This is a genomic window from Pseudonocardia sp. ICBG601 (assembly GCF_020496245.1).
Genome location: NZ_JAHLJA010000043.1, coordinates 58,608 through 77,673, shown reverse-complemented (window position 1 = coordinate 77,673; position 19,066 = coordinate 58,608). Strand labels below are relative to the sequence as shown.

At 75.9% G+C, this 19,066-nt stretch carries 20 protein-coding genes and 1 pseudogene; 9 read left to right on the top strand and 12 right to left on the bottom strand.

Annotated elements, in window-relative coordinates:
* Both KPL57_RS15970 and KPL57_RS15965 read left to right on the top strand, forming a co-directional pair.
* The coding region (locus tag KPL57_RS15970) for an ATP-binding cassette domain-containing protein (RefSeq protein ID WP_226352218.1) at positions 1-489 on the top strand (489 nt) is incomplete at its 5' end.
* A 109-nt stretch (positions 490-598) separates the two neighbouring features.
* Positions 599-802: a hypothetical protein gene (locus KPL57_RS15965; RefSeq protein ID WP_020622181.1), complete on the top strand. Its 204-nt coding sequence runs from the start codon at positions 599-601 to the stop codon at positions 800-802.
* 187 nt (positions 803-989) lie between these two features.
* Here the strand turns inward: KPL57_RS15965 and KPL57_RS15960 are convergent, their stop codons facing one another.
* On the bottom strand, positions 990-1,910 hold the full coding sequence (locus tag KPL57_RS15960; protein WP_043276436.1) for a TIGR03564 family F420-dependent LLM class oxidoreductase: 921 nt from the start codon (positions 1,908-1,910) through the stop codon (positions 990-992).
* 47 nt (positions 1,911-1,957) lie between these two features.
* On the opposite strand from KPL57_RS15960, the gene KPL57_RS15955 reads away from it, so the two are divergent.
* Positions 1,958-2,761 (top strand): helix-turn-helix domain-containing protein, encoded by an 804-nt coding sequence (locus tag KPL57_RS15955; RefSeq protein WP_226352217.1) that lies wholly within the window; start codon positions 1,958-1,960, stop codon positions 2,759-2,761.
* 101 nt (positions 2,762-2,862) lie between these two features.
* Here the strand turns inward: KPL57_RS15955 and KPL57_RS15950 are convergent, their stop codons facing one another.
* The 6 genes from KPL57_RS15950 to KPL57_RS15925 all read right to left on the bottom strand — a co-directional run bounded on the left by KPL57_RS15950 (position 2,863) and on the right by KPL57_RS15925 (position 10,522).
* On the bottom strand, positions 2,863-3,351 hold the full coding sequence (locus tag KPL57_RS15950; RefSeq protein WP_226352216.1) for a carbonic anhydrase: 489 nt from the start codon (positions 3,349-3,351) through the stop codon (positions 2,863-2,865).
* Between the two features lie 264 nt (positions 3,352-3,615).
* The gene (locus tag KPL57_RS66565; RefSeq protein ID WP_308252893.1) at positions 3,616-5,631 is read right to left on the bottom strand and encodes an arabinosyltransferase domain-containing protein; all 2,016 of its coding nucleotides are present in this window, start codon (positions 5,629-5,631) and stop codon (positions 3,616-3,618) included.
* The gene (locus tag KPL57_RS66560) at positions 5,562-6,767 is read right to left on the bottom strand and encodes an arabinosyltransferase domain-containing protein (RefSeq protein WP_308252892.1); all 1,206 of its coding nucleotides are present in this window, start codon (positions 6,765-6,767) and stop codon (positions 5,562-5,564) included. Before KPL57_RS66560 ends, KPL57_RS66565 begins: the two co-directional genes overlap by 70 nt.
* A gap of 332 nt (positions 6,768-7,099) precedes the next feature.
* Positions 7,100-7,774, bottom strand: coding sequence for a fasciclin domain-containing protein (locus KPL57_RS15935; RefSeq protein WP_075307353.1), 675 nt, complete (start codon positions 7,772-7,774; stop codon positions 7,100-7,102).
* A 130-nt stretch (positions 7,775-7,904) separates the two neighbouring features.
* Positions 7,905-9,449 (bottom strand): molybdopterin-dependent oxidoreductase, encoded by a 1,545-nt coding sequence (locus tag KPL57_RS15930; RefSeq protein ID WP_226352215.1) that lies wholly within the window; start codon positions 9,447-9,449, stop codon positions 7,905-7,907.
* A 122-nt stretch (positions 9,450-9,571) separates the two neighbouring features.
* A complete protein-coding gene (locus KPL57_RS15925) occupies positions 9,572-10,522 on the bottom strand; it encodes a LysR family transcriptional regulator (protein WP_075307351.1) in 951 nt (316 codons plus the stop codon).
* Between the two features lie 327 nt (positions 10,523-10,849).
* Here KPL57_RS15925 and KPL57_RS15920 point away from each other — a divergent pair, with 327 nt between their 5' ends.
* Together KPL57_RS15920 and KPL57_RS15915 are read left to right on the top strand one after the other, a co-directional pair.
* Positions 10,850-11,992: a Glu/Leu/Phe/Val dehydrogenase dimerization domain-containing protein gene (locus KPL57_RS15920; RefSeq protein ID WP_226352223.1), complete on the top strand. Its 1,143-nt coding sequence runs from the start codon at positions 10,850-10,852 to the stop codon at positions 11,990-11,992.
* A 133-nt stretch (positions 11,993-12,125) separates the two neighbouring features.
* A complete protein-coding gene (locus KPL57_RS15915; protein WP_226352214.1) occupies positions 12,126-13,076 on the top strand; it encodes an aldo/keto reductase in 951 nt (316 codons plus the stop codon).
* 74 nt (positions 13,077-13,150) lie between these two features.
* Here KPL57_RS15915 and KPL57_RS15910 read toward each other — a convergent pair whose 3' ends face one another.
* The 5 genes from KPL57_RS15910 to KPL57_RS15890 all read right to left on the bottom strand — a co-directional run bounded on the left by KPL57_RS15910 (position 13,151) and on the right by KPL57_RS15890 (position 15,336).
* Positions 13,151-13,414 carry a DUF86 domain-containing protein gene (locus tag KPL57_RS15910; protein ID WP_226352213.1) on the bottom strand — a complete coding sequence of 88 codons (264 nt, stop codon included), beginning with the start codon at positions 13,412-13,414 and terminating at the stop codon, positions 13,151-13,153.
* Positions 13,414-13,815 (bottom strand): nucleotidyltransferase domain-containing protein, encoded by a 402-nt coding sequence (locus tag KPL57_RS15905; protein WP_226352212.1) that lies wholly within the window; start codon positions 13,813-13,815, stop codon positions 13,414-13,416. Before KPL57_RS15905 ends, KPL57_RS15910 begins: the two co-directional genes overlap by 1 nt.
* A gap of 114 nt (positions 13,816-13,929) precedes the next feature.
* Entirely contained in the window at positions 13,930-14,352 is a 423-nt protein-coding gene (locus KPL57_RS15900; protein ID WP_226352211.1) for a DUF5313 family protein, read from the bottom strand.
* Between the two features lie 31 nt (positions 14,353-14,383).
* Complete coding sequence (locus tag KPL57_RS15895; protein ID WP_226352210.1) at positions 14,384-15,172, bottom strand: DUF1990 family protein; 789 nt, start codon at positions 15,170-15,172, stop codon at positions 14,384-14,386.
* Positions 15,106-15,336, bottom strand: a complete 231-nt coding sequence (locus tag KPL57_RS15890) for a hypothetical protein (protein WP_226352209.1) — start codon at positions 15,334-15,336, stop codon at positions 15,106-15,108. Before KPL57_RS15890 ends, KPL57_RS15895 begins: the two co-directional genes overlap by 67 nt.
* A gap of 112 nt (positions 15,337-15,448) precedes the next feature.
* Between KPL57_RS15890 and KPL57_RS15885 the strand changes: the two genes are divergently transcribed.
* The 4 genes and pseudogenes from KPL57_RS15885 (at position 15,449) to KPL57_RS15865 (ending at position 19,065) form a co-directional block, all read left to right on the top strand.
* Positions 15,449-16,150, top strand: a complete 702-nt coding sequence (locus tag KPL57_RS15885) for a DUF1990 family protein (protein WP_226352208.1) — start codon at positions 15,449-15,451, stop codon at positions 16,148-16,150.
* 24 nt (positions 16,151-16,174) lie between these two features.
* Positions 16,175-17,083, top strand: a complete 909-nt coding sequence (locus KPL57_RS15880; protein ID WP_226352207.1) for an enoyl-CoA hydratase-related protein — start codon at positions 16,175-16,177, stop codon at positions 17,081-17,083.
* A 204-nt stretch (positions 17,084-17,287) separates the two neighbouring features.
* Positions 17,288-18,050, top strand: a pseudogene (locus KPL57_RS15870) (rRNA adenine dimethyltransferase family protein).
* A gap of 169 nt (positions 18,051-18,219) precedes the next feature.
* Positions 18,220-19,065: an MFS transporter gene (locus KPL57_RS15865; protein WP_226352205.1), complete on the top strand. Its 846-nt coding sequence runs from the start codon at positions 18,220-18,222 to the stop codon at positions 19,063-19,065.
* Position 19,066: the final 1 nt, after the last annotated feature.

Genomic DNA, 19,066 nt, shown 5'->3' with positions numbered 1-19,066 from the left:
GACCCCCGGTTCGCCGTCCGCGAGATCGTCACCGAGCCGCTGCGGGCGTTCTCCGTCGGGTCGGCCGCCGAGCAGGCCGACCGGGCCGCGGAGCTCGTCGACCGGGTCGCGCTGCCGGCCGGGGTGCTCGACCGGCGGCCCGAGGAGCTGTCCGGGGGACAGCGCCAGCGGGTCGCGATCGCCCGCGCTCTCGCGCTCTCGCCGGACCTCGTCGTCGCCGACGAGCCGGTGTCCGCGCTCGACGTCTCGGTGCAGGCCCAGGTGCTGGAGCTGCTCGCCGAGCTGCAGCAGCGCGACGGCCTGTCCTACCTGTTCATCTCGCACGACCTCGCCGTGGTGCGGCGGGTCGCGCACCGTACCGGCGTCCTGCGCGACGGACGGCTCCGCGAGCTGCGGCCCACCGCGGAGCTGTTCGACGATCCGCAGGACGAGTACACCGCAGAGCTGCTCGCTGCGATCGCCGGTAGACGGGCGGGGGTGGTGTCGTGACCCGCACCGTCCTGTCCCGGCGGCGTCACATCGACTACGTGCGGATCTCCTCGACGCTGTGTCGTCGCGGCCGATCGACCCCGACAGCCACGTCACCAGGAGACATCCCATGAGCGTTCCGACCCTGCCCACCACCGATCCGGGTACCCAGCTGCTCGACGGGCTCGACGCCCTCGTGCGGCGCCACCGCGCGCTGCGTGGCGGCGGCGACCCCGTCAACGACGCCCTGCACGCCGAGCTGATCACCGCCGAGGTGGCCCAGCAGCTCGCGGCGGCCCGCACGGCGCTGCGCCGCCGACCGCGCGTCGCCTGATCCCCGCCCGCCGGGACGCGGCACGCCCGTCGCGTCCCGGCGGACCCGGGGGAGACGCCGAGATGCAGCTCAGGGGGCGCGGAGTGACCCCGTGCGCCCGCTGGGTCGCATCTCGGCGGGCGAGGGAGCGCGCGCCACGGCGCCACCGGGCAGCCGGCGTACGGCCACCGCCCGGGCGCGGTACTGCTCAGGACCGCGCGATCCGGCCGAGTACGGCCACGGTGCGGGCCCGCTCGGCGGCGTCGCCCAGCGGGCTGACCAGCAGGTCGGTGGCGCCGGCGTCGGCGTAGCGGGCGATCCCGGCCGCGATCGTGTCCTCGTCCCCGGCGACGACGAGCCCGCCCGGGGAGCCCAGCCCCTCCCGTTCCAGCACCCCGGCGTAGGACGGCAGCCGGGCGTAGTCCGCGTAGTCGACCGCGGCCGCTGCCCGCACCCGGTCCGGTGCGGTCGTCGCCGACACCGGCACCCCGACGACCACCCGCGGCGACGGCCGTCCGGCGGCCGCCGCGTCGAGCAGCGGCCGGACGTGCTCGGAGATCGTCCGCGGCCCGGTGAGGAAGGTGATGGTGCCCGTGGTCCGCTCACCCGCCAGCCGCAGCATCCGCGGGCCCAGCGCACCGAGCAGCAGCGGGACCTCGGGCGTGGCGCCGGGCACCGCCGTGTCCGCCGGGTCCGACCCGGGACCGGACGAGCCGGGGACCCGTTCGCCGCGCAGCAGCGGGGCGAGCACGTCGAGGTGGTCGGTCAGCGCGGCCACCGGCCGCGTGAACGGCATGCCGTACACCTCCAGCAATCCCGGGTGGCTCACCCCGAGACCGAGCGTGAGCCGCCCACCGGACGCCGCCTGCACGGTCAGCGCCTGCGCGGCCAGCACCCGCGGGTGCCGCGGCTGCACCACGACGACCGACGCGCCCAGCTCGACGTCGGGGACCTCGCGGGCGACGGCGGCGTACAGGGTGAGCGTGTCGGCCCCGTACCCCTGGGGCAGCCACACCGTGCGCAGCCCGGCGGCGGCCACCACCCGCGCCCGCGCCACGATCTCCTCGACCAGGTTCGCGGGTGGGGGATCATCGAGCCCGGCCGCGAGGTTGACACCGATACCGATCATGGGGTCCACCGTCCGCCGGCGGCCGGGACCGGACCAGGAGCGAACCGATGGGGGTACCCGTGGTGACAGGATCGGCGTCGGCGCGTGTGCGGCCCACGACGACGACCGACCGCCGCCGGGAACTCGGCGCCTGCCTGCGCTCCTACCGTGAGCGCGTCGCGCCGGCCGCGGTCGGTCTGCCCGACCGCGGCCGGCGCCGCACGCCGGGGCTGCGCCGCGAGGAGGTCGCGGCGCTCGCCGGGGTCGGTCTCACCTGGTACACGTGGCTCGAACAGGGCCGGGTGACCGCCTCGGACGAGGTGCTCGCCGCCGTCGGCGGGGTGCTCGGCATCGACGCCCCCGGGGTCGCACACCTGGTCCGGCTGTCCCGCGACGGCGCGGCCCCGGCGGCGACGGCGCCCGAGGAGCTGCTGCCGGTGCTCGCGAGCTGGCCCGGTGACCCGGCGGCGCTGCTCGACGCCCAGCTCGGCGTCGTCGCGGTGAACGACGCCTGGGAGGCCGCGATCGGCCGCCCGGCCGACGGGCACCCGGGACGCCGGCACGTGCTGTGGCAGCTGGCCGCCGACCCCGCGGCCCGTGCCCGGATCGGCCCCGACCCCGACGAGCTGCTCACCGCACTGCACCGCAGGTTCCGGATGGCCTCCGACCTCGACCCGGCCGCCCCGGGCACCCGCGGGGTCCGCGACGTCCTGCACGCCGAGGCCCCGGAGCGGGCCCCGCTGTGGGAGTGCCGCGGGGTCGGCGCGTTCGGGCGGCCCCGGGTACGCCTGGGCGGTGTCGAGCGCACGGCCTACCTGCTGGGCGAGGCCGGCGCACCGGGCGCGGCAGTGCTGGTGCTGCTGCCGTCCTGACCCCCGCGGCCCCGGTGGCGGCCCGCCGACGGTCGCACCCGGGCCGCGGTCGTCGCACCCGCCGCGACGGGTGCGACGACCGCACGGGCGGTGCGGCGGGCCTACTTCACCTCGTTCAGCCGCCCGGTCGCGACGTCGAACACGAAGCCGCGGACGGCGTCGGTGTGCGGGATGAACGGGTTGGTCCGGATCCGGGCGAGCGACTGGCGGACGTCCTCGTCGAGGTCGTCGAACGCCTCGGCGGCCCACTGCGGCTTGATGCCGGTCTCGTCGCGGATCGAGGCCTTGAACGCGTCGTCGGTGAAGGTCAGCATCCCGCAGTCGGTGTGGTGGATGAGGATGATCTCCTCGGTCCCCAGCAGCCGCTGGCTGATCGTCAGGGAGCGGATCTCGTCGTCGGTGACGACGCCGCCCGCATTGCGGATGACGTGGGCGTCGCCCTCGGCCAGGCCGAGGATGCGGTAGACGTCGAGCCGGGCGTCCATGCAGGCGACGACGGCGATCTTGCGTGCCGGCGGCAGCGGCAGCGGGCCGGAGAAGCTCTCGGCGTAGCGGGTGTTGTTCTCGAGCAGTTCGTCGGTGACGGACACGGGGTCCTCCGGAGTGGTGGTCGGTGACGCGGGCGTCGTACCCGCGCGCGATGCACGGGGCGGCCACGCGGCGGCCCGGGGGTCGCTACGCGGCCCACCGACACAGCTCGTCGAACGCGACGATGCGCCGACCGGGCCAGAACGGCTCAAGCAGGGTGCGCATCACCGCATGATTCGATCGCGATACCCGGTCCGGAGCAAGGAGCCGTCCACCGGATGGACCTGCGGCGGGATGTGTCCGGACACATCCCCGACCCACGGGGGTCAGGGCACCGGGAGGGCGGGGTACCCGATCGGACTCCGGTCGCCCTCCCAGCCCCAACGGCGCACCGGGACCGAGCTGACGTCGTAGGCGTCGACGGCGAGGTCGGTGTCGATCCGGACGACCGCACCCCAGTCGGCCTGGCCCGGGACGTCGGCAGTGTCGATCCGGGTCGCGACGACCTGCTCGGTGGTGGTGCGGCGCATCGCCGCGAAGCTGCCCCCGGCGACGTCGGCGAAGGACACGTCCACGGCGAACCCCAGCGACGACGGGCCCAGGACCAGGTAGCGCGGGGTCTGCACCAGACCGGCCCGGACGGCGGGCAGGTCGCGCAGACAGGGCGCCGCCCAGAGGATCGACCAGTCCACGTAGACCGGCCCGTCGGCGTCGCGCAGCATCGGCACCACCGGCGCCGAGGTGACCACCCGCGGGGCGGCGGCGGCCACCCAGCCGCCCGGCCCGACGGTGGTGTCGACGGCGTGCAGCCGCACCCGGTCGACGTCCGCCGGGAACGCGGAGACGGGCACCCGCACGGTGCGCCAGCCCGACCGGTCCAGCGGCACGGCCTCCTGCACCCGCTCGGCGGGGTAGGTGCCGCGGGCGCCGGTCGCGGTGTCGTCCAACGACACCTGGCCGTCCGGGCCCGGCGAACCGGCGCAGGCGTACTCCAGCTCCAGGGTGTTGCCCTGCCCGGTCCGCCCGGCGACGTCGACCGACAGCACCCGGTCCGGTGGCCCCGGTGTGACGGCGAACCAGCGGGTCCGGAGCTCGCCGGTGGTGCCCGCTCCGCCGTCGAGGCTGCCCCAGGCGAGCCCGCCGCGCGGCGGGGCGTCGACCCAGCCACGGCCCTCGGTGAACCCGGTGAGCGTGTCGGCGCCGCCCGCGGCGGGCAGCGCGCCCCCGTCGACCCCGACCGTGACGTGGTCGAGGATCCCGCAGGTGTCGCGGCCGGTCAGCTCGCTCCACAGCTGTCCGCCGACGCTGTAGCCCCCGCCCTGGCGCACCGGGGCGACGACGAACGACGCCACCACCACCGACACCCCGGTGAGCAGGGCCACCACGACCACCCCGGCGGGCAGTGCCGCCGCGGCCCGGGCCACGCAGTCCCGCCCGGTCCGGTGCCGTCCGTGATCCGCCCGTCGACCTGCCAGCAGACCTGCTCGTCGGCCCGCCCGGTGGACCGCGGCGGCCGACACGACCAGCACCGCCAGCGCCACCAGCGCCCACACCAGCGGCGAGTCCAGCGGCGTGAACGGGCCGTCGGCGCGCGGCACACCCCAGCCGGACCACAGGAACCACTCGTTGCGCCCGCTGAAGGCCAGCGCGGCGAGTACAGCCGCCGCCACGGTCCCGGCGGCGGCCGCGCCGCGCACGGTCGGGTCGCCGGGCCGCCGGGCCGCGGCCACCACCAGCACCACCCCCGCCGCGGCGGCGAGCGCCCCGGTCCCGGCGAGCGTCCCGAAGTAGTGGGTCCACTTCGACGGTGCCGGGGTGAGCAGCACGAACCCGAGTGCGAGCCCGACCAGCGGCACCGGGGTCCACCGCAGACCGGGACCCCACCGGTGCGCGCCGCGGGCGACCAGCGGCAGCGCCGCGACCAGCAGGGCGATGGCGAGCAGCACCGGCACCCGGCGGCCGAGGCCGCCCTGCTCGGTGCCGAATCCGAGCAGGTAGTCCCATCGGCGCAGCTCCTGGAACCACGGTGTGGCCGGACCGTAGAACTGGTGCATCTGCGTGGCCCGCGCGACCGTGTACAGACTCTGCCCGGTGAACACCGGCGTGAGCCCCGCCGCGGCGATCCCGGCCGCGGCGACGGTCGCCGCCACCCCGACGGCGATCCCCCCGCCGCCGTGGCGGACGACCCGCCGCCACAGCGCGGGCAGCAGCAGCACCAGCGGACCGGCGACGGTCACCGCCGACGGCGTCACCGCCAGCGCCAGCCCCGCGGTCAGCGCCGCGGCCGCGGTCCACGTCCGCCGCGGAGCCCCGGCCGGGCGGCGGCGCGCAGCGCACAGCACAGCGCCGCGGTCGTCGCGAGCGCCGCGAACGGCTCGGGGCGGACCCCGAGGTTCAGCGGCAGCCACCACGCCAGCAGTGCGACGCCGAGCGTGCCCCGCACCCAGGCCCGTCGGTGGTGGCGGGCCAGCACCGCGGGCAGCGCGACCCGCGACAGCAGCAGCCACACCGCGATCCCGGCGAGCACCGACGGCACACGCAGCACCAACGGCCCCACACCGGTCTCGGCCAGCGCCCGGACCAGCCGGATCACCAGCGTGTACGGCGCCTCCGAGGCGTTGCCCCAGCGGTAGACGTTGCCGAAGTCGCCGGTCGCCGTGCCGGTCGCGTTGCGCGCGATGGCCTCGGTGAAGCCGTCGTCGGTCGACAGCGGCCCTAGCACCGTCCACCCCGCCAGCGTGGCGACGACGAGCACGTCCGCGGCGGCCCGCCCGATCCCGGCCGGGGTGCCCACCGCGGCCAGGCGGGCCCGCCGGACCCGGGCCGTGCGGCGGCGGCGCCGGAACCGGTCACCGGCCAGACGTGCCAGCAGCACGGCGGCGACGGCGGCGGCGAGCCACTGCAGCCCGAGCAGCGCCGTCTTGGCCGGCGACGAGGCGGCGGCGAACCAGTCCGCGGTCCGCGCGGTGACCCGCAGCCCGTCGGCGTCGGCGGGGGAGAGCTGGGTGCCGAACGCGGCCACGGCGCGCACGACATAGCCGGGGAAGGCGCGCGGGGCGTCGTCGCCGAGGGTGACCCGGGACCCGGCCTCGTCGGTGTCGAGGACCAGCCCGCAGGCGTCGCCGGACGGGACGGGCGCGCGCAGCAGCTCGCGGCCGCCGACCTGGACCCGCAGCTCCCCGCCCGCCCCGGTGAGCACGGCGAACCCGGTCCCCGGGGCACCGGGCCGCTCCGAGCCGACGACGGTCGTCGCGGCCCCGGTGCCGGCGGAGCGGGCCTGCGCGGCGCGCAGCACCCGGCAGGGCACCTCGACGCGCACCGCCTCCGGCGCGGCGGGCTGGAACGCCGCCGTCGTCGACGTGGGCCGCTCGCCCGCCCGCGGCCAGGACACGGTCGTCGTGCGGGTGTCGACGGGGGCGAACGGCACCAGCACGGCGAACAACCCCGCCAGCAGTCCGGCGACCAGGGTCGCGACCACCAGGCGACGGGAGACGGGCGACGGGGCGGAGCGGTCTGAGGGGTGCATCGACTTCCGGATCGACTCGGCGGGGGGAGCGCGGCGCGGGACCGGGCCGTCCGTCCGACGGCGGCGACCGGCACCGTGTGCAGGCCGGTCACGCCGTCGGGGATCGAGCCGTGTTCCCGTTCCGTCTGCACCGTGCCGGTCCGCTCGGTCGCGCGCACGCGCAGGGTGCGCTCACCGGGTCCCGGTTCGATCTCGATGCGCCACGTCCGTCGTGACAGCAGGGTGTTCGTACGACGGCGGGCCCGGGGTTCGCACCCCGGGCCCGTCGTGTCGTGCGGCGGTCGTCAGCTCTTGGGCATGAGGACCTTGTCGATCACGAAGACGGTGGCGTTCGCGGTCGGGATGTTGCCGCAGAGGATGTTCGCGGTGTTGCCCTGGCCGTCGGTGACGGTGGGGGCCTCGGGGGTGCCGCCGATGGTGAGGTCGCCGCCGGCCAGCTCGGTGAGGGTCTTCTTCTCCACGATGCCCGCGGCGTCCAGGCGCTCGGGGGTCACGTGGTAGGAGAGCAGCCCCTGCAGGGCACTGGTGTCGGCCAGCAGGGCGTTGAACTTCTGCTCGCCGAGCTGCTTCTGCACCGCGGCGAAGGCGTCGTTCGCCGGGGCGAAGACGGTGATGCCCTTCTGCTGGTTCAGGGTGTCGGCCAGGCCGGGGACCTTGCCGACGGCGGTGACCAGCGTGGTCAGCAGCGGGTTGGTGCTCGCGGCGGTGGCGACCGGCTGCGGGCCCATCGAGTCGAGCGAGCCGGGCTCGTTGCCCTGCGGCAGCTGGCTGCAGGCCGGGCCGAAGACGTCGGCGTTGGTGGTGACGCCGTCGGCGGCGGCGGTGGTTGCCGGTGCCGAGGAGGTGGCCGGGGCCGCGGCCGGCGGGGCGGCGGTGTCGCTGCCGCCGCCACAGGCGGTGAGGCCGAGCGACAGGGTGGCGAGCAGACCGACGGTGGCGAGGGTGCGAGAAGCGCGCATGGCTGGATTCCCTTTCGAGGAAACTGTCTGTCCTACATGGACTGTCGATTGATTGTTCGGGTCGTGGGGCCGGGCGGTTCGGGTGTTCCGGAAGATTTCCGGATCTTTTTTCGACGGCTCGGGAATCGGTTCAGACGACGGTGACGATGGTGCTGGGCCACCCCGTCGCACCGTCCGGGATCGGGTCGACACGGACGTCGGTCTGGACGAGCCCGCGGCGGTCGGTGGCGCGGGCGGTGAGCGTGTGGCTGCCGGGGGAGAGGTCGAGCTCGGCCCGCCACATCCGCCAGGTGTTCGGGTTGACCTCGGTGGCCAGCTCGGCGCGGACCCACGGGCCGTCGTCGGCGCGGACCTCGACGGCGGTGATCCCGACCGGCTGCGCCCACGCGACCCCGGCGACCTGCACGCGCCCCGCCGGCAGCCGGGAGAACCCGACCGGGGCGTCGATGCGGCACTGGGTCTTGATCGGGGCGCGCTCGGCCCAGCCGCGGTCGCGCCAGTAGACGCTGCGCTCGGCGAAGGTCGTCAGCTCGATGTCGGCGAGCCACTTGGTGGCCGAGACGTAGCCGTAGAGCCCCGGGACGACCATGCGGACCGGGAACCCGTGCTCGACCGGCAGCGCCTCGCCGTTCATGCCGAGTGCGAGCAGCGCGCCGCGGCCGGGCTCCAGCACGGTCGCGGTCGGGGTGCCCGCGGTCCAGCCGTCGCGGCTGGTGGAGACGATCTGGTCCGCGGCCGGGTCGACGCCGGCCTCCAGCAGCAGCGGGGCCAGCTCGACGCCGACGAAGTCCGCGGTGGACACCAGGTTCCCGCCCACGGTGTTGGAGACGCAGGTCATCGTGATCGTCCGCTGGACCAGCGGACGTCGCAGCAGGTCGTCGACGGTGAGGACGAGCTCGCGCCCGACCCGGCCGTGCACCCGCAGCGACCAGTCCTCGGCCCGGACCGCGGGGATCGTCAGGGCGACGTCGATCCGGTAGAAGTCGGCGTTCGGGGTCACGAACGGAACGGTCCCGAGCTGGGGGAACGCGGCCGAGGCCGGCACCGGCGGCGCGGTCTCGGCGAGCGTCGCCGCGGCCAGCCTGCCGGTCAGCGCGGCCCGTGAGGCCACGATCCCGCTGCCGGCGGAGGACAGCGCCAGGCCGGTCCCGCCCACGACGAGCGTCCCGGCGGCGACCGCCGCCGACGCCCCGGCGAGCACGGTGCGCCGGGGGACACCGTCACCGTCACCGGCGCCGCCGTCCCCGGTGCGGGTGGTGCCGGGACGGCGGGCGAGGCCGTCCAGCCCCCGCTGCACCGCCACACCCACCACCAGCGCGACGACCGGCGCGGCCAGGTCGGTCGCGGTCGGCACCGGCCCGGTCAGCACCGCCGCCACCGCGAGCAGCCCCAGCACGGCGACCGCGGCGGTCCCCACCACCGCCTGCCGGCGCGCCGCGAGCCCGGCCAGTGCGCCGAGCAGCACCAGCAGCACACCGATGCCGGCGAGCAGGACCGGCTTGTCGGCCGTCCCGAACGCGGACTTGGCGAACTCCACCACCGGCTGCGGCGAGAGCCGCACGACCGCGTCGCCGACCGCCACGAACGGTGACGACGCCGGCGCCACCAGGGCCGCCACGAGGTGCCCCGACGCCACCGCCGCAGCGATCGCCAGCAGTTCCACCAGGATCGCCACGGAACGCGACGGAAGGACCAGGGGCCCGTTTCCCTCGGTCCGGTTCTCGGTCAGCACAACCGTTCTTCGGAACCCCGGCGGAAACGGTTCGACCGGCCCGCGGATTCCGCTGCGGAACGGGGTCAGGTCAGGCCGAGCGACTCCGGCTGCACCGGGATCGGGGCGTCGGCGCCGAGCCCCTTCTGCGCCGCCGCGGTCCGGACGGCCTCGATCACCAGCGGCACCGCGGCCCGGCGCGCGGTGGTGGTGCGGTAGGCCAGCGACACCGTGCGGGTGAGGGCGTCGCCGAGTGCGACGATGTCGACCCCCGGCGGGCGCAGCGCCAGACCCAGGTCCGTCACCAGGGTGACACCGAGCCCGGCCGCGACCATCGCCATGGCGGTGGCCTGCTCCTCGACCTCGTGGTCGATCCGCGGCTCGAAGCCCGCGCTCTGACAGGCCAGGCGGGCCGCCTGACCGAAGTGCGACCGGGCGGGCGAGACGATCCACGGGTGCTCGGCCAGCTCCGCCAGCATCACGCTCGCGGCGGGCACCGCCCCGGCGGGCACCGCCGCGTAGACCCGCTCGACGGCGATGACCGCCCGCTCCAGGCCCTTGTCCCACGTCATCGGGTAGTTCGAGTAGTCGATGACGAACGACAGGTCGAGCTCGCCGTCGCGCACCGCGGCCGCGGTCTCCTCCGGGGCGAGCTCGCGGGTGCGGACCTCGACACCGGGGTGGGTGCGGGCCAGCGCGGTCAGCGCGTCGGGCAGCAGACCCGAGGCGACCGAGGCCCACACCCCGGCGGTGAGCTTCGCCGCAACGGTCTCGCCCGCCTCCTCCAGCGCCTGGGTGGCGCGCTCGACCGAGGCGAGGATCTCCTCGGCGTGCTCGGCCAGCAGGACACCGAGGTCGGTGAGCTGGACCCGGCGCCCCCTCCGCTCGAACAGCCGCGTCCCGACGTCGCGCTCGAGCTGCGCGAGCTGCTGGGACACCGCCGACGCCGTGTAGTGCAGCGCCGTCGCCGCCGCCGTGATGGTTCCCCGCCGGTGCAGCTCGCGCAGCATGCGCAGCCGGGACAGGGACAGCTCCATGCGACCGAGCCTATTGCGCTGTGCAGGAACGGTGAACAGCGGCGTGAATGATCCGTAAATGGACGCGGAGCCCGGTGCGCCCGCAACCTGGGGCCACCGGTCGGGAACGACTGCCGCCGGGGGGACGACGAGGTCCGCGATGTCGACGAGACCGGAACGGCCCCTGGTGGCGACGACCGGTGCAGTACGAGCAGGAGGTGGGTCGCCATGACGACGATGCAGAACCCGGCCGGGGGCACCCCGCAGACGGCGGCCACGGCCGCCCCCTACGTCCCCGGCGCCCCGGCGCCCACCGTCGCCCCGGTCGTCCGCCGTCCCGAGCCCTACATGCGCCTGCAGTGGAACGACGCCGTGACCGGCGCCGTCGGCTACCTGGTCGTGCACACCCTGCGGGCAGGGCTCGCCACCGGCGGCACCCGGATGCGGGCCGGCTGTACGTTGTCCGAGGTCGAGGACCTCGCACGCGGCATGGCCAACAAGACCGCCACCTTCGACCTGCCGATCGGCGGGGCCAAGGGCGGCATCGACTTCGACCCGAAGGACCCGCGCGCCGTCGAGGTGCTGCAGCGCTTCTGCGAGGCCATGCGCCCCTGGATCGACGCGCACTGGGTGACCGCGGAGGACCTCGGCGTCCCGCAGCACCTGATCGACGAGGTCTTCGAGAAGCTCGGCCTCGGCCAGAGCTACCACGCCGCGATCAGCCGCGCCGCCGACCCGGCCGCCACCCTGGAGCGGGTCCGCACCGGGCTGAAGGCCGAGGTCGACGGCGGGTTCGAGCTGGGCGACGTGATCGGCGGCTACGGCGTCGCGCACGCCTGCCTGGCCTCCGCGGTGTCCTGGGGCCAGATCCCGGCCGACACCACGGTCGCGATCCAGGGCGTCGGCACGATGGGTGGTGCGGCCGCCTACTACCTGCACGAGGCGGGGATGAAGGTCACCACGCTGGCCGACGCCGCGGGCACCCTGCACTGCGCGGACGGGCTCGACGTGCCCGCGCTGCTGGACCTGCGCGACGGCTACGGCGAGATCGACCGCACCCGGCTGCCCGCCGGCGTCGAGCAGCTCCCGCGCACCGCGATCCTGTCGGCCGAGGTCGACATCCTGGTGCCGGCCGCGATCTCCTACGCGATCACCCCGGACAACTCCTACGACGTCCGCGCCCGCGTGATCGTCGAGGCCGCGAACGCCGCGACGACCCCGGAGGCCGAGGCCATGCTCGCCGCGCGCGGGGTGCCGGTGCTGCCGGACTTCGTCGCGAACGCCGGTGCGGTCGCCTGGGCCTGGTGGCTGCTGCTCGGCGAGGTCGACGACGACCCGCAGAACTCCTTCGACCGGCTGCGCACCGTGATGCACGCCAAGGTCGCGCAGCTGCTGGCCGCGTGGACCGAGGACGGCGTCACCCCGCGCGAGACCGGGCACCGTTGGGCCGACGACCCGGCGCCGACCACCGGTCCGGTCGTCATCCCCTGATCCCACCCCCGGCGCCCCGGGCCGCCGTGCGACACTCCGACGGTGGGTGCCGCGCGTCGGCCCGGGGTACCGGCACGTGTCGGGGTGGGTACCCGCGTGAACCGCGGCGCGCGCCGGGCCGGATCCTCGGGGCATGACTCCCGCGACCACACCGCAGCCGGTGCTCGGCACCATGAACTTCGGCACCCGGGTCGACGAGGCCACCTCGTTCGCGCTGCTCGACCGCTTCGTCGAGCGCGGCGGCGTCTGGCTCGACACCGCCGACGTCTACGCGTTCTGGAACGACCCGGCCGGGGAGCCCGGGGCGAGCGAGCGGGTGCTCGGGGCGTGGCTCGCGGCGCGGCCCGGCGTCCGCGAGCAGGTCCGGATCTCCACCAAGACCGGGGTGCGGGGCGGGCTCGGAGCCGCCGCGGTCCGCACCGCCGCACGGGGCAGCCTGGACCGGCTCGGCGTCGGGTCGGTCGACCTGTTCTGGGCGCACGTCGAGGACCGCGGCACCGACCTCGACGAGACGGTCGCCGCGCTCGGTGCCCTGGTCACCGACGGGCTGGCGGCGCGGCTGGGCGCGTCCAACCACGCGTCGTGGCGGGTCGAGCGGGCCCGCGCGGCCGCCGCGGCGCAGGGCGTCGCCGCGTTCGACGCCGTCCAGTACCGGCACTCCTACGTGCTCCCGCGCCCGGGCGCGGCGCTGCCCGACTCCGGGCACATGCTGCTCGACGCCGGCGCGGCGGACCACGCGGCGACCGAGGGCCTGACCCTGTGGGCCTACACGCCGTTGGTCAACGGGGCGCTCACCCGCACCGACCGCGCCCTGCCCGACGCCTACGACCACCCCGGCACCACCGCACGGCTGGCCGCGCTCGACGCCGTCGCCGCCGACACCGGCGCCACCCGCAACCAGGTCGTGCTCGCCTGGATCATGACCGGGGGTCACGGCCGGACCGGGCTCGCGGGCGAGCTCGCCGTCGGACCGGCATGGCCGCTGGTCGGGGTCAGCCGGACCGCCCAGCTGGACGAGGCCCTCGACGCCCGGGACCTGCACCTCACCGAGGAGCACCGGGCGGTCCTCGACGGCGCGGCGTGACCGCGACCGGTCAGCTGCGGCGCACCTCCCGGGGTGCCGCGGCCGCCCCGCCGGGTAGGCGTGCGGGCACGGGGTCAGGCGCCGAGGGCGGCGATGCGGCCCGCGAGACCGTCGTCGAGCACTCCGACCTCGGCGAGGACGCGGAAGGCGTCGCCGTAGTCCCGGGGTGTCCGGTGGCCGTCGGCGGCGATGACGTGGTTGGCCAGGTCGATGCAGATCTGCGCGGCCGTCTGCACCAGGTGACGACGTCGGAACGGGTCGGGTGCGTCCTCGGCGAGCAGGTCTCGGTAGCGCTCCAGCATCACCAGCAAGCGACGGACGCGGTCGGTGTCGACCATCAGCGCAACCCCTCCCGTGCGACACGGGCGAGGAACGACCGGGTCGTCTCCTCCAGGACGGGGCGGAACTCGATCCAGCGCATCCGGGCGTCCACCTCGAAGCGGACCCGCGCGACCTCGTCGGCGCTGTAGAGGAGCCGGCCCGACTCGGCGACCCGTCCCCGCAGCTCGAGGCCGGCCCGCGCGAGGTCGACGACGTCGACCCCGGTCCCGAGCAGGGCGGCGAGGTCGCCGGCGAGCAGCTCGGTGGCCACGGGGGAGGGGACGCCGGCGAACAGCACCGCGACGTCGTGGTCGCTGTCCGGGCGGGCGGTACCGGCGGCACGCGACCCGAACAGGTAGGCCACCGCGACATCGTGCGCGGCGAACACCGGGTCGAGGTCGGGCTCCACGCCGGTCATCGTGGCACACACCCGTGCCCCGACGTGGGCGTCGACCCGGACGGGCCCGGCCCGGCGGCGCGGCGTGAGCGCGACCGGGGCGCACCGCGGCGGCCACTCAGCCCCGGCGGCCGCTCAGCCCCGGCGGTCGTCCCGCTCGCGGTCCGCCCCGAACTCCCGGTCGTGCCGCAGCCGGGCGTCGACGTGCTGCTCGGCGCGGCGCGCCTCCCGGGTCGCCGCGGCCGCCCCCACCGGGTAGCCGGCCTTCATCACCCGGGTCTCGCACGCCTCGACCGTGTAGACCGCCGAGTAGAAGTAGCCGATCACCGCGCCCGAGGCGATGGCGCCCAGCCGCACCCACGGCGGGCCGGGCACCACCAGGTAGAGCAGGGCCAGCAGCGGGATCAGCTGGACCGTGGTGCGGACGAGGTGGCGCAGCACCCAGGTGCGGGTGGTGACGTCGTGGAGCACCCAGCGCCGGTTGCGGGCCGGCAGCCGGGCGCCGAACGCGTAGGCCACCCAGCGGAACGGGTTCGGCCGCCGGATCGGGTCGTCCATCTGCAGGTTCCCTCCGGGTCGGGCACCCGGGTCAGACACCCGGATGCCGGACGAGCACGGCGAACGGGTCCGTCCAGTGCCGTCCGGCGTTCTGCGGGGCGACGGTCACACCGTCGGCACCCGGCAGCGGCTGCGGCAGCGGCCTGCCCGCCGCCGCGCCGGCGACGAGCTCACGCACTCGCTGCCCGGCCCGATGGTAGAACTCCAGCTGCACCGCCCGGCCGAACAGCCCGAAGCCGAGCCGGAACAGCGGGTTCGGGATGTGCGCGGGCCGGGAGAACGCGCGGATGACGAACTCGACGTCGCCGGTCGTGAGGTCCTTGACCACCTCGTAGGTGAGCCGGCCCTCCTCCAGGTGTCCGTGCAGGGTCTCGTAGGTCCAGCCCCAGACGCGCCGACCGTCGACGGTCTCGTCGACCAGCCCGGTGACCCGGACGCCGAGGTGGAAGCGCATCGGCCCGAACCGGCCCTCCAGCAGCATGTCGCGGCCCAGCAGCGGGTCGGCCGGGCGGAACACGCCACGCAGCCGGTTCGGGGCGGTGAACTGGTAGTCGCGCAGCACCGCGCAGGCGCGTTCCCAGGGGCCGTCGGGCACCGGGTCACCGGGCGGCTCGGTGCCGACCAGCGCCCGGCCGTGGTCGACGTGCCAGCGCGGGTCGTGGGAGTCGGTGGGGGTCTCGGCGTCGTCGAAGTTCACGCCGCGTGCGGCGAGCCCGTCCAGGTCGGCGCGACGGTCCTCGGGGCCGGGGCGCTTCAGGACCGAGCGCCCTTCTCCTCGCGCCGCATCGCGTCGCCGATCAGCCAGAACATCGACGGCCACAGGCCGACGAAGATCGCGCGGCGTTCGGCGTTGCCGCGCTCGTCCTGGTCCACGGTCTTCGCGCGCAGCCACAGCGCGATGGCGAAGCCCACCGAGCCGAGGGAGAACCACTGGAGCTGGGCACCGCGCAACCCGGCCCGGTGCAGGACACGTCCGACCGTCATGGCGGTCCGTTCCCCGCTGCCGGCGGATGTAATCCCGCACAGGGGGGGTACCCGTGGTCGATGCGGACCCCCACGACGGCCTCGACGAGCGGACGGACCACCCCGGTCACCGGTGACCGGCGGTCCCCGCCGGGTGTCGGCGGTGCTCCGCTGGCCGGTGGGTCTGCTGCTGGTGTCGTGGCGCTACTTCTGGCGCACCACACCGATCCACCGCAGCGACGTCGTCGGGGACCTGGGGGACCTGCCGCCCGCCTCGCCGCAGGGCGCCGACGCCGACGACGTCCAGCGCCCGTCGGACGGGTACGGCACCCTGCTGCACCGGCGCTACGGCGTGCGCATCCGCGGGTCCCGGTGCAGCCCCGAGGAGCTCATGACGCGCCTCGGCGCGGACCCCGACCGCTGGTCACCGGAGTTCGCGGTCTTCCGCCGCACCCGCGGCGAGCCCGGCGGGATGGACGTCGGCGACGAGTTCCTGATCCGCATGCCCGGCCCGTGGGACGGCCCGGTGCGGGTGGCCGCCGCCGGGCCCACCGAGTTCTCCTTCGTCACCCTGGACGGGCACCTGGAGGCCGGTCGGATCGACTTCCGCACCCGTCGCGACCCGGACCACCCGGAGATGCTGCGCTTCGACATCGAGTCCTGGGCACGGCCCGGGGACCGGCTGTCGCACGTGCTCTACAACACGCTGCGCGTGGCCAAGGAGGTGCAGTTCAACATGTGGACGCACGCCTGCATCCGGGCGGCCGCCATCGCCGGCGGCCGGCCGGACGGCGGCGTGACGGTGCACACCCGGCGGTTCCCGACCACCGGGTGACGCGGCGGGGCAGACTCGCCGGTCATGAGCACCGACGCTCCCGCCTTCACCGAGATCTCCTATGACGTCGACGACCGGGTCGCCACGATCACCCTCGACCGTCCGGACCGGCTCAACGCGTTCACCGCGACGATGGCCCGCGAGCTGATCGCCGCCTACGACCGCGCCGACGCCGACGACACCGTCCGCGCGATCGTGCTCACCGGTCGCGGCCGCGGCTTCTGCGCCGGCGCCGACCTGGGCCGCGGCGGCTCCTCGTTCGACCCGACCGACCCGGAGCGTGCCGCGGACCGCGCGGACATCGGCACCATCGGCGGCGTCGTCCGCGACGGCGGCGGCACCGTGACCATGCGGATGGCGGCGTTGCGCACCCCGGTGATCGCCGCCGTCAACGGGCCCGCGGTCGGCATCGGGGCGACGATGACGCTGCCCGCCGACATCCGCCTGGCCGGCGCCTCGGCCCGGTTCGGGTTCGTGTTCGCCCGCCGCGGGCTCGTCCCGGAGGCCGCGTCGAGCTGGTTCCTGCCCCGGATCGTCGGCGTCTCCCGGGCGATGGAGTGGGCCGCGACCGGCCGGGTGTTCGACGCCGCCGAGGCCCTCGACGGCCGGCTGGTCTCCCGCGTCCTGCCCGACGACGAGCTGCTCGGCGCGGCGTACGCGATCGCCCGCGAGATCGCCGACAACACCTCGGCGGTGTCGGTCGCGCTGACCCGGCAGCTGCTGTGGGGAATGCTCGGCGCGCCCAGCCCGTGGGACGCCCACCGCGTCGACTCGGCCGCGATCGCGCACCTCGGGCAGGGCCGCGACGTCGCCGAGGGCGTCACGTCGTTCCTGGAGAAGCGCCCGCCCGCCTTCCCCGACACCGTCTCCGAGGACTACCCCGGCCACGTCCTGCCGCACTGGCCCGCCCCGCCCGCCGACCTGACGGACTGAAATCCGGGTGCGCCGGCGCCCCCGGCGCCCCTACCGTGCCCCGTGGCCTCGATACGCCTGCGCGTCGCCCGTCGGCGGCGCCACACCTGATCCCTGCCGATCTCCTGGCGCCGTCCGTCCGAGCAGCCGGTCCTCGTACCCCTGCCGGGCGGCGCCCCGCCGCGCCCCCGGCTCCCCACCCGGGAGCCTCCTGTGCGATCCCCTCTGCCACGTCCGCTCGGCCGTCACGAGCACGGCCAGAACTTCCTCGTCGACGACGCCGTCCCGGCCGCGATGGCCGCCGTCGTCGCCGGGTACCCGCCCGGCCGCTGCTGGAGCTGGGCCCCGGTGACGGCGCGCTGACCGCCGCGCTGCTGCGCCTGCCCGGCAGGCCCTGACCGCGGTCGAGCTCGACCCGTACCGGGTGGCCCGCCTGCGACGACGCTTCGGCGACGCCCTCACCGTCGTCCACGGCGACCTGCTCGACGTCCGCCTGGACCGGCCCGTCGACGTGGTGTCCAACGTCCCGTTCGCCCTGACCACCCCACTGCTGCGACGCCTGCTGGCCGCCCCGCGCTGGGCGCACGCGCTGGTGCTGGTGCAGTGGGAGGTCGCCCGCAAGCGGGCCGCGGTCGGCGGCACCAGCGCCCTCACCGCCCGCTGGTGGCCGTGGTTCACCTTCACCCTGCACGACCGGGTCCCGGCCAGGGCGTTCCGGCCGGTCCCGGCCGTCGACGGCGGGGTGCTGGAGATCGCCCGCCGGGAGGTGCCGCTGCTCGACGCCCGGCCCCGGGACCACCACCGGATCGTCGACGCGGTGTTCACCGGCCGTGGTCGCGGGGCCGTCGACGTCGTCGGACGGCGCTTCGGCCGCGCGCTGGCACGGGACTGGGCGCGCGAGTGCGGGCTCGGGCCGCGGACGCTGCCGCGCGACCTCGACGCGGGGCACTGGGTCAGCCTGCACGCCAGGGTGGCGGGGCGGAGGTGACCCCGGTCCCGCTCCGTTGCGCCGGGCGGGGGCGGTCTGCTCGGGTGGGCGACGTGGAGCACTCGGAGCTGACCCGGCGGCGGTGGCTGGACCACGGCCGCCTGTCGTCGCACGCCTGTCGCTGACCCGCCCCCGACGCCCCGCTCCGCCTCACACCGGCAGGTCACCCGTGTCCAGTTCCCCTCCTGCGACGCCCGGCGCCACCCCGCGCCGCGCCGCCGTCGCCAGCCTCGTCGGGACCACCATCGAGTGGTACGACTTCTACCTCTACGCCACCGCCGCGGCGCTGGTGTTCGCCCCGCTGTTCTTCACCGACGCCGACCCGGCCACCGGGGTGCTGGCCTCCTTCGCGACCTACGCCGCCGGGTTCGGGGCGCGGCCGATCGGCGCCGTCGTCGCCGGGCACCTGGGCGACCGGATCGGCCGCCGCGCCGTCCTGGTCGGGTCGCTGGTGCTGATGGGCGTCGCGACGACCCTGATCGGGCTGCTGCCGACCTACCCGACCGTCGGACTGCTGGCCCCCGTGCTGCTGGTGGTGCTGCGGCTGGCCCAGGGGCTCGCCGTCGGCGCGGAGTGGGCCGGTGCGGTGCTGATGGCCGTCGAGCACGCCGAGCCCGAGCGTCGGCGCGGTCTGTTCGGCAGCTTCCCGCAGATCGGCTCCTCGGCCGGGATGCTGCTGGCCTCGGGCGTCTACACTGCGGTGCTGGCGATCGCGGGCAGGGAGGCGTTCCTCGTCGGCGCCTGGCGGATCCCGTTCCTGCTCAGCGCGGTGCTCGTCGTCGTGGGGCTGGCCATCCGGCTCACCCTCGCCGACCCCGCGGTGTTCACCGCCGCCCGCGACGCCGGGACGCTGGCCCGCCGTCCGGTGCTGGAGGTGCTGCGCACCGACTGGCGCACCGTGCTGCTGACCGTCGGCAGCCGGATCGCGCAGAACGCGCTCTACATCCTCGCGACCACCTTCGCCCTCACCTACCTCGCCCGGGCGACTCCGGCGCGGCCGAGAGCGCCGGCCTGAC